The sequence below is a fragment of the Halomonas sp. 328 genome (assembly GCF_015645095.1).
Lineage (GTDB): Bacteria > Pseudomonadota > Gammaproteobacteria > Pseudomonadales > Halomonadaceae > Bisbaumannia.
The window spans coordinates 16595-36995 of record NZ_JADOTW010000003.1 but is presented as its reverse complement, the minus strand read 5'-3'; the positions used below and the strand labels follow the sequence as shown (position 1 = coordinate 36995).

Genomic DNA, 20401 nt, shown 5'->3' with positions numbered 1-20401 from the left:
GGATAGCTCGAAAAGGCGGGGCGCTGGCTTGATGCCCGGGCTCATGACAAAATCGGGGGACTGGACACCGATTCGACCGGCCGACCGCCTCCCGGTACGGCCGGCAGCACTATCTAGAGGACACCATGCCCGAGTATCGTTCCCGCACCACCACCGCCGGTCGCAACATGGCCGGCGCCCGCGCCCTGTGGCGTGCCACCGGCATGAAGGATGACGACTTCCACAAGCCGATCATCGCCGTGGCCAACTCCTTTACCCAGTTCGTGCCGGGCCATGTGCACCTCAAGGACATGGGCCAGCTGGTGGCCCGCGAGATCGAGAAGGCCGGCGGGGTGGCCAAGGAGTTCAACACCATTGCCGTGGACGACGGCATCGCCATGGGCCACGACGGCATGCTCTACTCGCTGCCGAGTCGCGACCTGATCGCCGACAGCGTCGAGTACATGGTCAACGCCCACTGCGCCGACGCCCTGGTATGCATCTCCAACTGCGACAAGATCACCCCCGGGATGCTGATGGCCGCCATGCGCCTCAATATTCCGGTGATCTTCGTCTCCGGCGGGCCCATGGAAGCGGGCAAGACCAAGCTCCTCGATCACGGCCTCGACCTGGTGGACGCCATGGTGATGGCCGCCGACGACAGCGTCGATGACGAGACCCTGGCCGAGGTGGAGCGCAGTGCCTGCCCCACCTGCGGCAGCTGCTCCGGCATGTTCACCGCCAACTCCATGAACTGCCTGATGGAAGCCCTGGGCCTGGCGCTGCCGGGCAATGGCACCGTGGTGGCTACCCACGCCGACCGCCGCCGCCTCTTCGAGACCGCCGGTCATCGCATCGTCGAACTGGCCAAGCGCTACTACGAGGGGGAGGAGGCGCACCTGCTGCCCCGGGCCATCGGCGCCAAGGCGGCATTCAAGAATGCCATGACCCTGGATATCGCCATGGGCGGCTCCACCAATACCATCCTGCACCTGCTGGCCGCCGCCCAGGAGGCCGGGGTCGATTTCGACATGACCGATATCGACCGTCTCTCCCGGGAGGTGCCCCAGCTCTGCAAGGTGGCCCCCAACACCCAGAAGTACCATATCGAGGACGTGCACCGGGCCGGCGGCATCATGGCGATCCTCGGCGAGCTGGACCGCGCCGGCGTGCTCGATACCCGGGTGCCCACCGTCTACGGCGACTCCCTGAAGGCCGCCCTGGACGAGTGGGACATCATGCGCAACCCCAGCTCCGAGGTGGTGGAGTTCTACCGGGCCGGCCCCGGTGGCGTGCCCACCCAGGTAGCCTTCTCCCAGAGCGCCCGCTGGCCGAGCCTCGACGGTGACCGTGCCACCGGCTGCATCCGCGACCTGGAACACGCCTTCTCCCGGGAGGGCGGCCTGGCGGTGCTCAAGGGCAATATCGCCGTGGACGGCTGCGTGGTGAAGACCGCCGGGGTCGACGACTCCATCCTGGTCTTCGAGGGCCCGGCCCATGTGGTGGAGTCCCAGGACCAGGCGGTGGCGCATATCCTCGAAGGCAAGGTGAAGGAGGGCGACGTCGTCGTCATCCGCTACGAGGGCCCCAAGGGCGGCCCGGGCATGCAGGAGATGCTCTACCCGACCAGCTACCTGAAGTCCAAGGGGCTCGGCAAGGCGTGTGCGCTGCTCACCGACGGGCGCTTCTCCGGTGGCACTTCCGGGCTCTCCATCGGCCACGTCTCCCCCGAGGCGGCGGCGGGTGGCGCCATCGGCCTGGTGGAGCAGGGCGATATCATCCGCATCGATATCCCCAACCGCAGCATCGACGTCAAGCTCTCCGACGAGGCGCTGGCATCGCGCCGGGCGGCGATGGAGGCCAAGGGCAGTGAGGCCTGGAAGCCGAGCATCCAGCGTGACCGCAAGGTCTCCGCGGCGCTCAAGGCCTATGCGCTGCTGGCCACCTCCGCCGACAAGGGCGCGGTACGCGATCTCTCCAAGCTGGATTGATCCGCCCGACGAAAAAAGACCCGCGCCTCGGCGCGGGTCTTGCGATTCGGGACTCGCTCGGAATCAGGCGGCGCGATCCAGGGGCGCCTCGGGGGCCCGGTTCTCGGCCTCGGCCTGCCATTCGCACTCGATGGCGTACCAGAACTCCATCGCTTCCAGGCTTTCCAGTTCACAGCACATCGTTATCCTCCTTGCCTTGGATGAATGAGCCAGCGCCATTCAGTATGGGTGACTCCCGGGCGGGGTGGATGACCATTCTTTGATCCTTTTATGATATCGATCACGCAAGCGGCGATAAGCCGCCGACGGGAGGAGCATTTATGACTGAAACGATACAGGTCGGCCTGGTGGGCTATGGCTTCGCCAGCCAGGTCTTCCATGCCCCATTGATTCAGGCCACGCCGGGTCTGACCCTGGCCGCGGTGGCCACGAGCGACGCTGCCAAGGTGAATGCGGCCCTGCCCGCGGTGGCGGTGGAGGCCGATCCCGAGGCGCTGTTCGCCCGCAAGGAGATCGACCTGGTGGTGATTCCGACCCCCAACGAGACCCACTATCCCCTGGCGCGGGCCGCCCTGGAGGCGGGCAAGCACGTGGTGGTGGACAAGCCCTTTACCCTGGACCTGGCCGAGGCCCGGGCCCTCGAGGCCCTGGCGGAGGCACAGGGCAAGAGCCTGTCGGTATTCCATAATCGCCGCTGGGACAGCGACTTCCTGACCCTCGAGGCGCTGCTGGCGGACGAGACGCTGGGCCGGGTCACCCGGGTGGAGTCGCGCTTCGACCGTTTCCGTCCCGAGGTGCGTGACCGCTGGCGGGAGTCGCCGCGCCCCGGCGGCGGCATCTGGTACGACCTGGGGCCGCACCTGCTGGATCAGGCCCTGGTGCTCTTCGGCAAGCCCAGGGCGATCCTCCTCGACCTGGCGTCACGCCGCGACGGCGCCCGGGTCGATGACGAGTTCACCGCCCTGCTCGACTACGAGGGGCTCAGCGTGGAGCTCAAGGCGGGCACCCTGGTGGCGGAGGAGACGCCGCGCTGGCGGGTGCATGGCACCCGGGGCAGCTACGTGAAGTTTGGTCTCGACCCCCAGGAGGAGCGTCTCAAGGCCGGTGACTCGCCGAGCCCCGGCTGGGGGCAGGATGCGCCGGGGCGGCTCTGCCTGGCGGCGGAGGCGGGCGGCCTGGTCTCCCGGGAGCACCCCAGCCTGCCGGGAGACTACCTCGCCTACTACCAGGGGGTGACCGCGGCGCTGCGCGGAGAGGGCCCCATGCCGGTCAGCGGGGAGGAGGCCATCGCGGTGATGGCGTTGCTGGAGGCGGGGCTGACCAGCCATCGCCAGCGGCGCTGGGTCAGCCTCTAGGTTAGCCTGCCGATGCCGATGCCGATGCCGATGCCGAGGCTCGGGGCGCCCCTTAGCGATTCGATGGTCGCGGCAGTCGAGAGTCGATCTACCAGGTAAGCGGGTGGGTTTGCTCGGCGCGCAGCCGGTCCCGGGCGATATAGAGGGCGGCGATGGCCCGGGCCTCGTGGAAGTCCTCCCGGGCCAGCAGCGCCGGCAATTCGTCGAGGGCGTGGGTCTCGACGATCAGCGGCTCCGGCTCGTCGCCGGGCAGGCGTTGCGGATAGAGGTCGCTGGCCAGCATCACCTGCATGCGGTGGCGCATGTAGTTGGGGGCCAGGGAGAGCTCCACCAGCGGCTCGATATTGTTGGCGCCGAAGCCGCACTCCTCCATCAGCTCGCGGTTGGCGGCGGTGACGATATCCTCGCCCGGGTCCACCAGCCCCTTGGGCAGGGTCAGCACATAGTCCTCGAAGCCGGCGGCGTACTCGCGGATCAAGAGCACATGTTCCGGGTCGGGCATGGCGACGATCATCACCGCCCCCTGGTCGCTGCCCATCAGGCGCTCGAAGTGGCGCTCCTCGCCGTTGCTGAAGCGCAGCTCCAGCTCCTCGACCCGGAACAGTCGGCTGCGGGTGACTTCGCGCTGGGAGAGGATGCGGGGCTTGCTGGGGTACATGGAGACTCCGTGGGGGCGATGCGTGGGGCGGGGGGATTTTGTACAATAACATCCTATATCCGAGCGTGGAGCCCAAGGCCAATGATCGATTGGCAAGCCATCGATACCGTCCTGCTCGACATGGACGGCACCCTGCTGGACCTGCATTTCGACAGCCACTTCTGGCTGGAGCACCTGCCGCGCCGCTACGGGGAGCTGCACCGTCTGGACGAGGCCAGCCAGCACCAGCTGCGCGAGCGGATCATCGGCGAGCAGGGCACCCTCAACTGGTACAGCCTGGCCTACTGGAGCCGTGAGCTGGGGGTCGATATCGTCGCCCTCAAGCGCGAGGTGCAGCACCTGATCGGCCTGCGCGGCGATGCCCTGGATTTCCTCAAGTGGCTCAAGCAGGCCCACCCCCGGGTGGTGCTGGCCACCAATGCCGACCGCGAAAGCCTCGAACTCAAGCTGCCGCTGACCGGCCTGGAGGAGTACCTGGATGCCATCGTCTCCTCGGCGGATCTCGGCGTGCCCAAGGAGGCCCAGGAGTTCTGGTTCGAACTCCAGGAAGTGGAGCCCTTCGATCCGGCCCGCACCCTCTTTATCGACGACAACCCCATGGTGCTGGAGAGCGCCCGGGAGTTCGGCATTCGTCACCTGCTGGGCATCAAGCAGCCCGACAGCCGCAAGCCGGAGCGCGAGCTGGAGGAGTTTATCGCCCTGGATCGCTTCGCCACTATCCTGCCCGCTGAGCGCCCGCCGCAGGCATAAGGAGGCCCCATGGACAGCGTAAGACTCGACAAGTGGCTCTGGGCGGCGCGTTTCTTCAAGACCCGCGCCCTGGCCAAGAAGGCCATCGAAGGGGGCAAGGTGCACTACAACGGCGACCGGGCCAAGACCAGCAAGAGCGTGGAGGTCGGTGCCCTGATTCGCGTGCCCCAGGGCTGGGATGCCTGGGAAGTGGAGGTGCTGGCGCTCTCCGACCAGCGCCGCGGTGCCCCCGAGGCGCGCGCCCTCTATCGCGAGACCGCCGAGAGCGAGGCGCGTCGCGAGCGGGAGGCCGAGGCCCGGCGCCTGACCAACCAGGCCATGCAGCACCCCCTCAAGCGCCCCGACAAGAAGCAGCGCCGGGATATTCGACGTTTCAAGGACCACCCCCCATCATGACCGATCAGATTCAGCGTTTTCTCTTCGACGATACCCAGGTGCGTGGCGAGATCGTCTCCCTGGAGGCGGCCTATGCCGAGGTGCTCGACAAGCAGGCCTACCCGGCGCCGGTGCGGCGTCTGCTGGGCGAGATGCTGGCGGCGGTGGCCCTGCTCACCGATACCGTCAAGCTCGATGGCACCCTGAGCCTGGAGGTGCGTGGCCAGGGCGCCCTGGCCCTGCTGATGGCGGAGTCCAACCCCGGCGGCGAGCTGCGCGCCATCGCCCGCCTGGCCGATGGGGCCGACCTGCCCGACGCGGCCGCCGGTTTCCGCGAACTGCTGGGTGAGGGGCATATCGTCATCACCCTGGACCCCCGGGAGGGGCGTCGCTACCAGGGCATCGTCGAACTCAAGGAGGCCAGCCTGGCGGCCTGTCTGGAGGCCTATTTCGCCCAGTCGGAGCAACTGCCCACCCGGCTGTGGCTGGCCGCCGATGGCCAGCAGGCCGCTGGCCTGCTGCTGCAGCAACTGCCCGACGACGGTCGCCCCCACGACCCCGATGCCTGGGAGCGTACCGTGCACCTGGCCGATACGGTGCGTGACGAGGAGTTGCTGGGCCTCGCGCAGCATGAGCTGCTGCACCGCCTCTATCACGAGGAGACGGTGCGGGTCTTCGAGCCCAAGGCACTGCGCTTCGGCTGCACCTGTTCCCGGGAGCGGATCGCCCAGTCGCTGCTCTCCCTGGGGGCCGAGGAGCTGCGCGAGATCGTCGCCGAACAACAGGCCATCGAGACCGAGTGCCACTTCTGTCATACCCGCTACCGCTTCGGCGCCGCCGAGGTGGAAGGGTTGATCGAGGCACCCGATGCACCGCCGCCCACGGTGCATTGAGCGCGAGCTTTTCCGATCCACGATCACCGCCCTCCGCGGCCTTCTGGCGGGCGGTGTTTTAAATGCGAATAACGGTCGATATGTAGTAGTAAAACTACATGAAATTCGGCGAATGAGAGCCTTTGTCCACGCATCAGTTTTTGTCATAATGAGTCCCCTTTACAGGCGGCCCGGCACGAAATAGAGGCGCTCCAGCGTCCAGGGTGCCGGGCAGGCAGCCCACCTGTCGTTGCTACGACCCACGAGAGAGAATAGGCCGCATGGCCCAGGACACCGACATGACCACCACCCAAGCCGCAAGCGCCGTATCGTCCGCCACCCCCCGCGTCTTCACCAACCTGAGCAGTGCCGAGCTGATCGAGCAGGCCCTGCGGCGCGGCGAGGGGCAGCTGGCCGACAATGGCGCCCTGGTCGTCAAGACGGGGGAGCGCACCGGGCGCTCGCCGGCGGATCGCTTTATCGTCGAGGAGGCGTCCACCCGCGACCAGATCGAGTGGGGCAGCGTCAACCGTCCCTTCGATGCCGACAAGTTCGAGGCGCTGTGGACCCGCGTCGAGGCCTACCTGGGTGAGCGCGAGCACTATCTCTCCGAGGTGCATGTGGGGGCGGACCCCCAGCACTACCTGCCGGTGCGCATGCACACCGAGACCGCCTGGCAGAACCTCTTCGGTCGCACCATGTTCGTGCGTCCCGAGGCCTACAACCCGGCGCGTCGTGACGAGTGGACCATCCTCAACGCCGCCAACTTCGTCTGCGAGCCGCAGCGTGACGGCACCCGCACCGAGGCCTGCGTGATTCTCGACTTCGCCGGGCGTCGGGTGCTGATCGCCGGCATGCGTTACGCCGGCGAGATGAAGAAGGCCATGTTCACCGTGCAGAACTTCCTGCTGCCGGCCTCCGATGTCCTGCCCATGCACTGCTCCGCCAACGTTGGCGAAGACGGTCAGACCTGCCTCTTCTTCGGCCTCTCCGGTACCGGCAAGACCACCCTCTCCGCCGACCCGGCGCGCTTCTTGATCGGCGACGACGAGCATGGCTGGGGCGAGGGCACGGTGTTCAATATCGAGGGCGGCTGCTACGCCAAGTGCATCGACCTCTCCGAGAAGAACGAGCCGGTGATCTGGCGCGCCATCAAGTTCGGCGCCGTGCTGGAGAACGTGGTCCTGGACGACCGCCGCAGCCCTGACTACGCCGATGACAGCCTGACCCAGAACTCCCGGGCCGCTTACCCGCTGGAGCATATCGACAAGCGGGTGCCCGAGAACCGTGCCGGCGAGCCCAATGCCATCATCTTCCTGACCTGCGACATGAGCGGCGTGCTGCCGCCGGTCTCGGTGCTCTCCGAAGAGGCTGCCGCCTACCACTTCCTCTCCGGCTACACCGCCAAGGTGGGCTCCACCGAGATGGGCTCCTCCGCTGGCCTCGAGGCGACCTTCTCCACCTGCTTCGGCGCCCCCTTCTTCCCGCGCCCGGCCCGCGAGTACGCCGACCTGCTGATCAAGCGGGTCAAGGCCAACGACGCCCGCGTCTACCTGGTCAACACCGGCTGGACCGGTGGCGCCTACGGCCAGGGCGGCTCGCGCTTCAGCATTCCCACCACCCGCGCCATCATCAGCGCCATCCAGTCCGGCGCCCTGCGCGACGTGGAGACCCGGCGCATCGATGGCCTCAACCTGGAGGTGCCGGTGGCGGTGCCCGGCGTCGACACCCAGCTGCTCGACCCGCGCCAGACCTGGGACGACCAGGCCGCCTACCAGGCGCAGATGCAGGCGCTGGTAGCCAAGTTCGTGGCCAACTTCGAGAAGTTCGCCGGCGTCGATCCGGCGATCATCGCCGCCGGCCCGCAGCAGGGCTAAGCGCGCCGCAATCAGAGGTCGAACCTCGGTCCTGAGGCCGGGGTCATAAACGGGGAGGGCGCCAGCCTTCCCCGTTTTGTTATGCATCCGTACCGGGGTCTCCCGCGTATCCTGGTTACCTTGTCGAAGGAGAGGCACCATGAAACGACGTCATTTTCTGGGCTTCCTGGGCACCGGTGGCCTGGTGGGTCTCTTTCCCGCCCTGGCCAACGCCCGGCCGCGCCTCGATCTCTCGGCCTCGCCGGACATCGCGCCCCTCGAGCTCGGCGAGGCCGAGTGGCGGGAGCGGTTGAGCCCCGAGCAATTCGAGATCCTCCGCGACCACGGCACCGAGCCGGCCTACTCCAGCCCCCTCGATGACGAGTGGCGCGAGGGGGAATACCGCTGTGCCGGCTGCGACCTGCTGCTCTTTACCAGCGCCATGAAGTACGACTCCGGTACCGGCTGGCCGAGCTTCTTCGAGCACGTGGAGGGGCACCTGCTGACCCAGGTGGACTACAAGCTGATCTGGCCGCGCACCGAGTACCACTGCGCCCGCTGCAAGGGGCACCAGGGCCATGTCTTCTCTGACGGTCCCGAGCCCACCGGCCTGCGCTGGTGCAATAACGGCCTGGCATTGCGCTTCGTTCCCGCCGCGGCCGCATAGGTCGGATAAGTCGAAGGCGCCTCCGACGAGATGCGCCTCGCCGTGGGCGCGCCAATCCGCCCTACGTCGACTCCGCCGACCGGGGCAGACGCATAGGGCCGTCGTCGTGAAGGTAGTTTCCTAACGATCCCGGCGGCAAGGCTCCCGACTCGGGCGCCATTATGATACCTTGACGCGATCTTTCGCCGCTGGAACGTCAAGGATTTCATGGACGCACACGCCAAGATCATCGCCCGCCTCGCCGAGGAACTCGCGGTCCGCCCCCAGCAGGTGGCGGCCACCGTGGAACTGCTCGACGGCGGCGCCACCGTGCCCTTTATCGCCCGCTACCGCAAGGAAGTGACCGGGGCCCTGGACGATACCCAGCTGCGTGACCTGGAGGAGCGCCTGCGCTACCTGCGCGAGCTGGAGGAGCGCCGCGAGGCGGTGCTGGCCGCCATCGACGAGCAGGGCAAGCTCACCGACGAGCTGGCCGGCTTGATCCGTGCCGCCGACACCAAGCAGCGCCTGGAAGACCTCTACCTGCCCTACCGCAAGAAGCGCCGCACCAAGGCGCAGATCGCCCGGGAAGCGGGCCTCGAGCCCCTCGCCGATGCCCTGCTGGCCAACCCCGAGCTCGACCCCCAAATCGAGGCCGCCCGCTATCTTCGCCCAGCGGAAGGTGAGACGCCGGCCATCGAGGACGCCAAGGCGGCGCTCGATGGCGCCAAGCAGATCCTCATGGAGCGCTTCGCCGAGGACGCCGAGCTGGTCGGTCGGCTGCGCGAGCGGCTCTGGCAGGAGGGGCTGCTCAGCGCCCGGGTGCTCGAGGGCAAGGAGCGCGAGGGCGCCAAGTTCTCCGACTACTTCGAGCATGACGAGCCCCTGGCCCGGGTGCCCTCCCACCGCGCCCTGGCCATGTTCCGTGGCCGCAACGAGGGGGTGCTGAGCCTGGCCCTCAAGCTGCCCGGCGAGGACGAGGCGCCGCTGCATCCGGCCCAGGTGGCCATCGCCCGGCATTTCGAGATTCGCGATGAGGGCCGTGCCGCCGACAAGTGGCTCGCCGAGGTGGTGCGCTGGACCTGGCGGGTCAAGCTCTACACCCACCTGGAGACCGAGCTGATGGGCCGGCTGCGCGAGCGCGCCGAGCTGGCCGCCATCGAGGTCTTCGCCGCCAACCTCAAGGACCTGCTGCTGGCCGCTCCGGCGGGCCCCAAGGCGACCCTGGCCATCGACCCGGGCCTGCGCACCGGCTGCAAGGTGGCGGTGGTGGATGCCACCGGCCAGTTCCTCGAACAGGCCACCATCTTCCCCCATGCCCCCCGCAACGCCTGGGATGCCTCCCTCGCCGAGCTGGCCAGGCTGGTGGAGAAGCATGACGTCGAGCTGATCGCCGTGGGCAACGGCACCGCCAGCCGCGAGACCGACAAGCTGGCCGGCGAGCTGGTCAAGCGCCTGAGCGGGCGTCGCCTGGCCAAGGTGATGGTCAGCGAGGCCGGCGCCTCGGTCTACTCCGCCTCGGAGTATGCCTCCCGGGAGCTGCCCGACCTGGATGTCACCATCCGCGGTGCCGTCTCCATCGCCCGGCGCCTGCAGGACCCGCTGGCCGAGCTGGTCAAGATCGAGCCCAAGTCGATCGGCGTGGGCCAGTACCAGCACGACGTCTCCCAGTTGCAGCTCTCCAAGAGCCTGGAGGCGGTGATCGAGGACTGCGTCAACGCCGTGGGGGTGGACCTCAACACCGCCTCCAGTGCCCTGCTGGCGCGAGTGGCGGGCCTCAACCCGGCGCTCGCCGAGAATATCGTCGCCCGCCGCAACGCCGAGGGCGCCTTCGCCAGCCGCCAGCAGCTCCTCGACGTCAGCCGCCTGGGACCCAAGACCTTCGAGCAGTGCGCCGGCTTCCTGCGCATCATGAACGGCGACAACCCCCTGGATGGTAGCGCCGTCCACCCGGAGGCCTACCCCCTGGTGGAGCGCATCGCCCAGCGCAGCGCCCGCCAGGTGGCCAGCCTGATCGGCGACAGTGCCACCCTCAAGTCGCTCAAGCCCGCCGACTTCGCCGACGAACGCTTCGGGGTGCCCACGGTGAGCGACATCCTCAAGGAGCTGGACAAGCCGGGCCGCGACCCGCGTCCCGAGTTCAAGGCCGCCGAGTTCCGCGAGGGGGTCGAGACCCTCAAGGACCTGGAGCCGGGGATGATCCTCGAGGGCAGCGTCACCAACGTGACCCACTTCGGTGCCTTCGTCGATATCGGCGTCCATCAGGACGGCCTGGTGCATATCTCGGCGCTCTCCGACAAGTTCGTCGAGGATCCGCGCTCGGTGGTCAAGGCCGGCGATATCGTCAAGGTCAAGGTGATGAGCGTGGACCTGGAGCGCGCCCGTATCGGCCTCTCCATGCGTCTCGACGACCAGCCCGGCGAGGACAACAGCCAGGCGCCGCGCCGCGGCGGCGAGCGCCCGGCCGGCAAGGGGTATGGCGGCAAGGGGCGCGGCGGCAAGCCGCAGCGCCAGTCGAGCGGCGGCGATAGCCAGCCGATGGGTGCCCTGGGGGCGGCCCTGCTGAAGGCCCGCGACAAGGGCTAAGCTGAGCTCAGGGCACCAGGGCTATCACAGCGCTTGCCAACGATATTCGAGGCGGCTCGGCCGCCTCCCATGACATGGGGTGTTGATCTTGTCCGAGCAACTCAAAACCGTCATCGGACGGCTCAAGGGACCGGCCCGCCAGGGGCTGATCGGGCGCATTCGCCGGGGCATCGAGAAGGAGGGGCTGCGGGTCGAGGGCGACGGGCGCATCGCCCAGACGCCGCACCCGCGGGGCCTGGGGTCCAAGCTGACCCATCCGCACATCACCACCGACTACTCCGAGGCGCTCTTGGAGTACATCACGCCGGTCACCTGTCGCCCCGAGGATGCCCTGGACTTCCTGGCCGACCTGCACCGCTTCAGCTATCGCGAGCTCGGCGACGAGCTGATCTGGCCGGCCAGCATGCCCTCGCGGCTGGCGGGCAATGCCAGCATTCCCATCGCCGACTACGGGCACTCCAATGTGGGCACCATGAAGCACGTCTACCGCAAGGGACTGGACGTGCGCTACGGGCGCATCATGCAGGCGATCGCCGGGGTGCACTACAACCTCTCTTTCCCCGATACCCTCTGGCAGCAGCTGCAGGCGATCGACGGCGCCGAGGGGCAGGCCCTGAGCGACTACCGCTCCAGCCGCTATTTCGGGCTGATTCGCCAGTTCCGTCGCCACAGCTGGCTGCTGATGTACCTGTTCGGCGCCTCGCCGGCCTTCGATAAGAGCTTCCTCGATGGCCGCGAGGCCCCGCAGGAACTGGGGCTGCGCCGCCACGGCGAGGCGACGCTGCTCTCGCCCTATGCCACCAGCCTGCGCATGTCCGGCCTCGGCTATCAGAACAAGGTGCAGGCGCAGTTGAAGATCTGTTTCAATTCCCTCTCCAACTACGTGGGCACCCTGCGCCACGCCATCGCCACCCCCTGGCCCGCCTATGAGGCCCTGGGCGTCAAGACGGGGGAGGGCTGGCAGCAGCTCAATGCCAATATCCTGCAGATCGAGAACGAGTACTACAGCGATATCCGCCCCAAGCGGGTCGCTCGTCAGGACGAGACTCCCAGCCAGGCCCTGGAGGCCCGCGGCGTCGAATATATCGAGATCCGTTGCCTGGACCTCAATCCCTTCCTGCCGCTGGGCATCGACGCCACCCAGATGCGCTTCCTCGACACCTTCATGCTCTGGTGCCTGCTCTCCGAGAGCCCCTGGATCGACGATGCCGAGTGCGACCACCTGGACGACAATCGCCGCCTGGTCGTGGAGCGCGGCCGCGACCCCGAGGCGCGACTCTACCTCGATGGCGTGGAGCGTCAGTTGGCGGAGTGTGCCGAGGCGATCTTCGCCGAACTGGGCCAGGTGGCCGAGTTGCTCGATGCCCAGGAGGGCGGCTCGCCCCATGCCGAGGCCCTGGAGGCCCTGGCGCCGCGGCTGCGAGACTCCGCCCAGACCCCGGCGGGACAACTGCTGAGCCTGCTCGAGGCGAGCGGCGACGACTTCGTCGAGGCGACCCTGGCGCTGGCCCGGGAGCAGGCGGCTCAATGGCGTGACGAGGCCATGGACCCGGCCCGGGAGGCGCTCTTCACCGAGCTCGGCGAGACTTCCCATCGCCAGCAGCGGGAGCTCGAGGCCGCCGATGATGGCTCCTTCGATGACTTCCTGGGGCGCTACTTCGCCCTGGCCCGTGAACCCCGCGGTACCCCCGTGGTCTGACCCTGCGTTTGCCCCCTCGCGTGGAGGGGGCGCCGACCCAGTAAAGGAATCCTGAGCCGATGATGGCGACCCTTGCGACCTGGAGTCCCCGCCGCTGGAGCCTGGCGGGGCTCGCGTTCTGTGTGTTGATGCTGGCGGTGGCCCTGGGGCTGGAGCACCTGGCCGGCCTGGCACCCTGCCCGCTATGTATCTTCCAGCGCGTGGCGGTGCTGGCCGTGGCCCTGGTGCTGGCCGCCGCGGCGCTTCATAACCCCGCCGGCCGCGGCGGCCGGCTCGCCTATGGCGGCCTGGGTTTGCTGGCGGTGCTGGGGGGCATCGGGGTGGCCTGGCGCCATCTCTGGTTGCAGTCGCTGCCGGCGGACCAGGTGCCCAGCTGCGGCCCCGGCCTCGACTATATGATGGAGGTGCTGCCCTTCCAGGAGGTGCTGGCCATGGTGCTCTCCGGCTCCGGGGAGTGCGCCGAGATCGACTTCCTGTGGTGGGGGATCTCCCTGCCGGGCTGGACCCTGATCGGTTTCCTGGTGTTGGCCCTGGCGCCCCTGGGGCTGCTGTGGCGCGGCCTTCGGAGCGATTGACTCGACCACAAACGAGCGTTGGTTGATGGTGTTCACGCCGGGGCATTGACACTCGCCTCGACTCGGGTGAGTCTGGATGGCGAGCCGAGAGTCGCGAGGGAAGAGCCATGCTGGAAGAGTGCAAGACGGCCCTGGAGCGCTGGGGCGGGGTACACCGACTGATCGATCGCTGGCTGGATCAGCGCCGCGAGCTGCTGGTCACCTTCATGGACCTCAAGGAGGCCTGTGACGCCGAGCTGGACGCGGTGGAGAAGAGTCAGATCGATGCCTTCAGCGAGCTGCTGATGGACTATATCAGCGCCGGCCACTTCGAGATCTACCCCCAGTTGCGCGAGGAGGCCAGGGCCTTCCACGACCACGACGCCCTGGCCCTGGCCGACAAGCTGCTGCAGCGCCTGGAGCTGTCCACCGAGCTGGTGCTGGCCTTCGATGAAGACTACTCTACCCCGAGTCGCTGCCAGCACTACCTGTCCCGGCTGCCGGCCTGGCTCGACCGCCTGGCCAAGGGGCTCGGCGAACGCTTCTCCCTGGAAGATCAGCTGATCGAGCGGCTGCATGCCGCCCACTCGCCGCCGCCGGCCTCCCAGGCCGCGGCTCGGCTCTCGCCTTGAGCCACCGCTCGCCGCTCCGACTCGCCCGCTGATAACGACGACGCCCCGACCAAATGGTCGGGGCGTCGTCATGATGCGAGGCGGTTCGGTCTACATCAGGGAGTGGGCCTCGGGGCGCTCCAGGTCGGTAAGGGGGATCTCGCCGGTGAGCAGGTCGCGCTCGAAGGCCTCCTTGTCGACATTGAAGCCGAGGAACTCCTGGGCCAGGTACATATCCTTCTCGGCGTTGCCCAGGCAGCTGGTGCCGCCGGGGGAGGGCGTCATATTGAAGACGATGCCGGTACCCGGGTTGATCTTCGCCTCGCCCATCACCAGCTTCTGCTTCTCCTTGTCGATCAGCTGCGGGCGCACCCCGCCGAAGCCCTTGGCGAAGGTCACGTCCTGGACGGTGAGGCTGGGCACGATCTTCTTGATGTCCTTGAGGAAGAGGCGCTCGCGCAGCACCGGCACCTCGAACAGGAAGTTCTTGAAGATATAGCGGCGGATATCGCGCACCTTCATCAGGTCCCAGAGGGCCTTGACGACGTTGCGGTCCAGGCGCAGCACCTTGAGGAACTCGAAGAAGGTCTTGCCGTTGTAGCGCTCCAGCAGGGGCAGCATCAGGGCCGTCGGGCCGAAGCGGGTCTTGCCTTCCACCAGCACGTCCGGGTCGCCGTGCACCGCGGCGAAGGGCAGGTTCTCGTTCTGCACGGTGTAGACCTTGCCGTTGAGCACCTGGGGCGTGAAGTAGAAGGAGCCGGCCATGGGCAGGCAGGACTTGTCCAGGCCGTACCCCATCTTGTGGGCGAACAGCAGGGAGTGACCGCCGGCGCTGACCACCACGTAACGAGCGGTGAGGGTGCCCTTGTTGGGGGTCTTGACCCGGAACAGCTTGTCCTCGCCCTGGGTGATCGACTCCACCGCGGTGGAGAGATGCACGTCGCAGGTCGCGCCCTTTTCCTGGGCGCTCTGCTGGGCCTGTTCCACGAAGGCCTCGGAGAGGGTGGTGTAGTTCACCGCGGTGTATTCGTCGGTGGAACCCATGGCCACGATGGGTTCCTCCGGGCGGCGTCCCTCCACCAGCTTGGGCTCCAGCTCGGCGATGTCATCCCGCTCCAGCAGACGCATCTTGGGGAAGAGAGCCTGGAACTTGGTGAAGCGCTGGCGCAGGAAGTCGCACTCGCTCTCGCCCACCCCCAGCACCATCTTCGGGTATTGGTAGACGATCTTGTCGCGCTGCTCGGGGGCCAGCTTGGTGGCGAAGTTGACCACCATGCCCGCGGTGCGCTTGGTGACCTTGGCCTTCTCGAGGGTGTAGTTGGTCTCGATATCGCCACAGTGGATCGTCTGGCTGTTGTTGCGGCCATGGGAGTTGACGATGGCCACATGGTCATACTTCTCGACCAGGCCCAGGGCCTTGAGGTCGGTATAGCGCGCCAGCTCGTAGAGGAGGGCGGTGCCGGAGACGCCGCCACCCACGATCAGAACGTCATAGGTCGGTGTGGACATGGGAGGTTCTCGCTTGCCTGGTGCGGGAGTCACCCTCCAGGGATTGCCCGGAGGCCCTGGCCTGCCGCCTAGGTTGGCCATCGGCAGGCTCGACGAATCGATGCAGGCATTATAGCCATTCTGGCGGCAAAGAGAATCCATGCCAAAGCTAGACTTTATGGGTGTGGTGGCGGGCATAAGGAATAGCTTTGGCTGGGTTTATTGGTTTTTATCTATAAATAACAATTACTTGAGCTGTTTTCTTTGGTGGGCCAGGGTTTGTGCGGTGCAATATAAAACTTTTGTATGGGGTATGCCTGATGATGGCTATCGGCGTGATCCCGGGGCGCCGGCTCCCCCCATCGGGGGATCTCTGCCATAATCGGGGGCTTTTCGACCACCAACCGCGGCGCCTGAGGCGCCGACTGAGAGGGGAACGCAGTGAGCCTGGCCATCTTCGACCTCGACAACACCCTGCTGAGCATCGACAGCGACCATGCCTGGGGCGAATTTCTGCTGGAGCAGGGGGCGGTGGATCCGGTCAGCTACCGCGAGGCCAACGACCGTTTCCTGCGTGACTACGAGAACGGCACCCTGGATATGGCGGCCTTTCTCGAAGTGGCCCTCAAGCCCCTGGCCGAGAACACCCCGGAGCAGCTGGCGGCCTGGCATCAGCAGTTCATGGCCAGCAAGATCGAGCCACATATCCTGCCCAAGGGCGAGGAGCTGCTGGCCCGCCATCGCTCCCGGGGCGACACCCTGCTGATCATCACCGCCACCAACCGCTTTATTACCGGCCCCATCGCCGAGCGGCTGGGGGTGGATGAGCTGATCGCCGTGGAGCCGGAGGTGCTCGACGGCCGTTATACCGGCAAGGTGTCCGGCGTACCCAGCTATCGCGAGGGCAAGGTGGTGCGCCTGGAGGCCTGGCTCGAGGACAAGGAGTTCGGCCTCGAGGATGCGTGGTTCTACAGCGATTCGCACAACGACCTGCCGCTGCTGGAGAAGGTCGAACACCCGGTGGCGGTGGACCCGGACGAGACCCTGCGCACCGAGGCGGAGCGTCGCGGCTGGCGGATTATCAGCCTGCGGGAGTGATGGCCGCCGGGTTCTACCGGCTCTCTAGTCGGCCACAACGACCGGCTTCCTCCATCCCTATTCGACGGGCCGCCATTCCGGCGGCCCGCGTCTTTCGTGGCTTTCCGGCGATCGCCGAGGCGGGCCGGAGTCCCCGGGTGTTTCGTCGAGGCGACCACCCCTTGCGCCGCCCGTAAATGCCTTATTGATGCGCTTTCCGGCTTTGTGGAAGAATGGCTGCCATAGTGAATTCATAAGGTGATGTCCGTGATCGACGCTGACGGCTTTCGGCCCAACGTTGGCATTATCATTGTCAACCGCCAGTGCCAGCTGCTTTGGGCGCGTCGGGTAGGACAGAATGCGTGGCAGTTTCCCCAGGGAGGCATCAAGGCAAACGAGACTCCGCAACAGGCCCTGTATCGGGAACTGGAAGAGGAAATCGGCCTGACGGCGGCCGATGTCGAGGTGCTGGCCTGTACCCGAGGATGGCTGCGCTATCGCTTGCCACGACGCATGATACGAACGAACTCTCGGCCGGTATGCATTGGCCAGAAACAGAAGTGGTTCCTGCTGAAGATGCGCTGCCAGGAGAGCCGGATCTGCATGGATGGCACGCCCAAGCCGGAATTCGATGGCTGGCGTTGGGTCAGTTACTGGTATCCGTTGGGGCAGGTGGTGCCCTTCAAGCGGGAGGTGTATCGGCGGGCCCTGCGTGAACTGGCGCCGCGTGTCCAGCGCCTGGCCGTGATGGGCGACTAGTCGCGGAGGGGCTCGACCGAACCTCAACCATTTCAATCATTACAAGAAGATACGCTATGCTCGACGTCCTTCGCCGCATCGTTCAGGAGGTCAACGGGGCCCGCAGCCTGGAGGCGGCCCTGTCGACCATGGTGCGCCGTATCCGCAAGGCGATGCGTACCGATGTGTGCTCCTTCTACCTCTATGATGCGGAGCAGGAGTGCCTGGTGCTGATGGAGACCATCGGCCTGCGCACCCAGGCGGTGGGCCATGTGGCGCTGCGTCTGGGAGAGGGGTTGGTGGGGCTGGTCGGCCAGCGCGAGGAGCCTCTCAACCTGGAGGACGCGCCGGCCCACCCCGCCTATCGCTACTTCGAGGAGACCGGCGAGGAGCGTTTCTCCAGCTTCCTCGGCGTGCCCATCATTCACCAGCGCCGCATGCTCGGCGTGCTGGTGGTGCAGCAGCAGGACAAGCGTCGCTATGACGAGGGCGACGAGGCCTTCCTGGTCACCATGGCCGCCCAACTGGCCGGGGTGTTGGCCCATGCCCTGGTCACCGGCACCCTGAGTCGTCCCGCCCGGGCCGACGGCCAGGCGGTCTTCACCGGGGTGGCCGCCTCCCCGGGGATGGCCATCGGCGAGGCTCGGGTGATCATGCCCCCCGCCGACCTGGACAGCGTCCCCGACCTGATTCCCACCGATACCGAGTACGAGATCAAGCGCCTGCAGGACGCCATCTACCGGGTGCGCGACGAGATTCGCGCCACCGGCGAGCGCCTGGCCAGCCGCATCAGCGCCCAGGAGCTGGCGCTGTTCGAGGTCTACCAGCAGATGCTCAGCGACGCCGCCCTGGGCCAGGAGGTGGTCAAGCGCATTCGCGAGGGGCAGTGGGCCCCGGGGGCCCTGGCGGACGTGGTGCGCCGCCATGTGCAGTACCTGGAGCGGGTCGATGACGATTACCTGCGCGAGCGGGCCGCCGACGTGCGTGACCTGGGGCGCCGGGTCCTGGCCCACCTGCAGGAGGAGAGCCCCCAGACCCCGGACTCCTACCCCGCCCGGACCATCCTGGTGGGCGACGAGATCAGCGTGGCGAGCCTCGGGGAGGTGCCTCGGGAGAAGCTCGCCGGCCTGGTGGCGGTGCGCGGCTCGAGCACCTCCCATGTGGCGATCCTGGCGCGGGCCATGGGAATTCCCACCGTGCTGGGCATGGTCGATCTGCCGCTGCCGCGGCTCAATGGCAGCCCGGTGGTGCTGGACGGTCACCGCGGTCGGCTGATCGTGCGCCCCGGCAGCGAGATGCGCAGCCACTATCAGACCCTGATCGACGAGGAGCTGGCCCTGGCCGAGGTGCTGGAGCACGAGCAGGACCTGCCCAGCGAGACCCCGGATGGCCACGTCATGCCGCTAATGGTCAATACCGGCCTGGCGGTGGATGCGGTGGCCTCCCTCAAGCCGCGTATCAGCGGGGTGGGCCTCTATCGCACCGAAGTGCCCTTTATGATCACCGAGCGCTTCCCCGGCGAGCAGGAGCAGACCCGCCTCTATCGCGAGCAACTGGAGAGCTTCGCGCCCCTGCCGGTGGTGATGCGCACCCTGGATATCGGTGGCGACAAGGACCTGCCCTATTTTCCCATCGAGGAGGCCAACCCCTTCCTCGGCTGGCGGGGCATTCGTGTGACCCTGGACCACCCGGAAGTGCTGATGGTGCAGCTGCGGGCCATGCTGCGCGCCTCCCAGGGCCTCGATAACCTGCAGATCCTGCTGCCGATGATCACCAATGTGGACGAGGTGGACGATGCCCTGCGGCTGCTCGATCGGGCCCGGGACGAGCTGGCCGAGGAGGGCGTGGTGGTGCCGCGCCCACGGGTCGGGGTGATGATCGAGGTGCCGGCGACCCTCTATCAACTGGAGGCCCTGGCCCAGCGGGTCGATTTCTTCTCGGTGGGCAGCAACGACCTGACCCAGTACCTGCTGGCGGTGGATCGCAACAACCCTCGGGTCGCGGATCTCTATGATGCCTGCCATCCGGCAGTGCTGGCGGCCCTGGCGCGGCTGGCCGATGAGGCGGCGGCGCTGAACATGCCCACCTCGGTATGCGGTGAGCTGGCCGGCGACCCGGCCGGTGCTCTGCTGCTGATGGGCATGGGCTTCGTGGCGCTGTCCATGAATGCCCCCAGCCTGCCCCGGGTGCGGGCGGCCATCCGTCGTGTCTCCATGAAGGATGCCCAGGCCCTGGTGGCCGAGACCCTGACGCTGTCCAGCCCCGCCGAGGTGCGTAGCCTGCTCAACCAGCGCCTCGAAACCTGGCAGTTGACCCATCTGCTGCCCCCCAAGGATTGACCTCAAGTCCCGGGTGCGACGGCCGATACTCCTGAGTCAGGTGGCCAGCTGCAGGTCACGACGGCTCTCTCCCTCTGCCCGCCCGCCGGGCCCGAAGCGCCGCTCGGCGATTTCCATGCCACCGTCACGGTGCCAGCGCAGCCAGGTGGTGGCGCGGGTGCCGTAGGTCTCGCCGCGAATAAAGGCGGCGGAGAGGCGGCGTTCCAGCTCGCGACCGACGCCGGTATCGGGCAGCCGGGCATCGTCATATTCCCGGGGGGTGCCCATGGCGGCGAGGGCGCCGTCGGGCCAGGTGCCGGCGTCGAGGCTCTCGGCCAGCCCCTGTCGGGTCGCCAGCAGCTTGGGCCAGGGGGTGTCGAGGTCGGCATTGGAGAGACCGTGCAGGCCGGGGGTGACGCGCCTCAGGGTCAGCGCATGGCGGCTGCGGTGCAGGTGCCAGAGGCGCCGCCCCTCCGCCACCAGCAGGTTGAAGCCGGCATAGCGCCAGGCCTCGCCGGCGGCCAGCCGCCCCAGCCAGGCTTCCGGGTCGTCGCAGGTCAGGGCCTGGTGGACCAGTTCGCCACGGCTCGGCGCCCGCTGGGGAACCACCAGGGCCGGGTCGCGCACATTGGTCACCGTGGCCAGGCGGCCGCGGCGGTGCAGGGCCAACCAGGAGCCGCCGGCCCGAAGGTCGCGGCCGCCGATAACCTGCGGGGCGTCGGGCCAGTCGGCCAGGGGCGCGCTGGGGCGGTCATGAAATTCGTCCCGGTTGGCCACCAGGTGCAGCCAGTGGGGGGCATCGGGATGATGGGCGAGGGCGATTAGGCACATGCTTGCTACCTTATCCT

General features: G+C 67.4%; 17 protein-coding genes. 14 read left to right on the top strand and 3 right to left on the bottom strand.

The genetic code is table 11. From position 1 onward, the window contains the following. Positions 1–125: 125 nt before the first annotated feature. Together ilvD and IHD13_RS01810 are read left to right on the top strand one after the other, a co-directional pair. On the top strand, positions 126–1970 hold the full coding sequence (gene ilvD / locus IHD13_RS01815; protein ID WP_195859330.1) for a dihydroxy-acid dehydratase: 1845 nt from the start codon (positions 126–128) through the stop codon (positions 1968–1970). Between the two features lie 320 nt (positions 1971–2290). Then, positions 2291–3325, top strand: coding sequence for an oxidoreductase (locus IHD13_RS01810; RefSeq protein WP_195859329.1), 1035 nt, complete (start codon positions 2291–2293; stop codon positions 3323–3325). An 88-nt stretch (positions 3326–3413) separates the two neighbouring features. On the opposite strand, the gene nudE is transcribed toward IHD13_RS01810, so the two are convergent. Continuing rightward, complete coding sequence (nudE, locus tag IHD13_RS01805; protein ID WP_195859328.1) at positions 3414–3983, bottom strand: ADP compounds hydrolase NudE; 570 nt, start codon at positions 3981–3983, stop codon at positions 3414–3416. Between the two features lie 81 nt (positions 3984–4064). Between nudE and yrfG the strand changes: the two genes are divergently transcribed. The 9 genes from yrfG (at position 4065) to rsd (ending at position 13953) form a co-directional block, all read left to right on the top strand. Then, positions 4065–4733, top strand: a complete 669-nt coding sequence (gene yrfG, locus IHD13_RS01800; RefSeq protein ID WP_195859327.1) for a GMP/IMP nucleotidase — start codon at positions 4065–4067, stop codon at positions 4731–4733. Between the two features lie 9 nt (positions 4734–4742). Then, positions 4743–5129, top strand: a complete 387-nt coding sequence (gene hslR / locus IHD13_RS01795; RefSeq protein ID WP_195859326.1) for a ribosome-associated heat shock protein Hsp15 — start codon at positions 4743–4745, stop codon at positions 5127–5129. Continuing rightward, positions 5126–6001, top strand: coding sequence for an Hsp33 family molecular chaperone HslO (gene hslO / locus IHD13_RS01790; RefSeq protein WP_195859325.1), 876 nt, complete (start codon positions 5126–5128; stop codon positions 5999–6001). The genes hslR and hslO overlap by 4 nt, the downstream gene beginning before the upstream one ends. Before the next feature lie 278 nt (positions 6002–6279). Then, entirely contained in the window at positions 6280–7857 is a 1578-nt protein-coding gene (locus IHD13_RS01785; protein WP_195859324.1) for a phosphoenolpyruvate carboxykinase, read from the top strand. A gap of 139 nt (positions 7858–7996) precedes the next feature. Continuing rightward, on the top strand, positions 7997–8503 hold the full coding sequence (gene msrB, locus IHD13_RS01780; protein ID WP_195859323.1) for a peptide-methionine (R)-S-oxide reductase MsrB: 507 nt from the start codon (positions 7997–7999) through the stop codon (positions 8501–8503). Positions 8504–8710: 207 nt separating this feature from the next. Then, positions 8711–11068 carry a Tex family protein gene (locus IHD13_RS01775; protein WP_195859322.1) on the top strand — a complete coding sequence of 786 codons (2358 nt, stop codon included), beginning with the start codon at positions 8711–8713 and terminating at the stop codon, positions 11066–11068. A gap of 88 nt (positions 11069–11156) precedes the next feature. Further along, positions 11157–12767 carry a glutamate--cysteine ligase gene (gshA, locus tag IHD13_RS01770; RefSeq protein WP_230086077.1) on the top strand — a complete coding sequence of 537 codons (1611 nt, stop codon included), beginning with the start codon at positions 11157–11159 and terminating at the stop codon, positions 12765–12767. A gap of 59 nt (positions 12768–12826) precedes the next feature. Further along, positions 12827–13342, top strand: a complete 516-nt coding sequence (locus tag IHD13_RS01765) for a disulfide bond formation protein B (protein ID WP_230086076.1) — start codon at positions 12827–12829, stop codon at positions 13340–13342. Positions 13343–13449: 107 nt separating this feature from the next. Then, positions 13450–13953 (top strand): sigma D regulator, encoded by a 504-nt coding sequence (rsd, locus tag IHD13_RS01760; RefSeq protein ID WP_195859321.1) that lies wholly within the window; start codon positions 13450–13452, stop codon positions 13951–13953. Positions 13954–14043: 90 nt separating this feature from the next. Here the strand turns inward: rsd and IHD13_RS01755 are convergent, their stop codons facing one another. Further along, positions 14044–15441: an FAD-dependent oxidoreductase gene (locus IHD13_RS01755; RefSeq protein ID WP_195859320.1), complete on the bottom strand. Its 1398-nt coding sequence runs from the start codon at positions 15439–15441 to the stop codon at positions 14044–14046. Between the two features lie 420 nt (positions 15442–15861). Here IHD13_RS01755 and IHD13_RS01750 point away from each other — a divergent pair, with 420 nt between their 5' ends. The 3 genes from IHD13_RS01750 to ptsP all read left to right on the top strand — a co-directional run bounded on the left by IHD13_RS01750 (position 15862) and on the right by ptsP (position 19574). Next, positions 15862–16518 (top strand): HAD family hydrolase, encoded by a 657-nt coding sequence (locus tag IHD13_RS01750; RefSeq protein ID WP_195859319.1) that lies wholly within the window; start codon positions 15862–15864, stop codon positions 16516–16518. A 246-nt stretch (positions 16519–16764) separates the two neighbouring features. Beyond that, positions 16765–17256 carry an RNA pyrophosphohydrolase gene (locus tag IHD13_RS01745; RefSeq protein ID WP_195859318.1) on the top strand — a complete coding sequence of 164 codons (492 nt, stop codon included), beginning with the start codon at positions 16765–16767 and terminating at the stop codon, positions 17254–17256. 56 nt (positions 17257–17312) lie between these two features. After that, complete coding sequence (ptsP, locus tag IHD13_RS01740) at positions 17313–19574, top strand: phosphoenolpyruvate--protein phosphotransferase (protein ID WP_195859317.1); 2262 nt, start codon at positions 17313–17315, stop codon at positions 19572–19574. Positions 19575–19610: 36 nt separating this feature from the next. Here the strand turns inward: ptsP and IHD13_RS01735 are convergent, their stop codons facing one another. Then, on the bottom strand, positions 19611–20384 hold the full coding sequence (locus IHD13_RS01735; RefSeq protein WP_195859316.1) for an NRDE family protein: 774 nt from the start codon (positions 20382–20384) through the stop codon (positions 19611–19613). Positions 20385–20401: the final 17 nt, after the last annotated feature.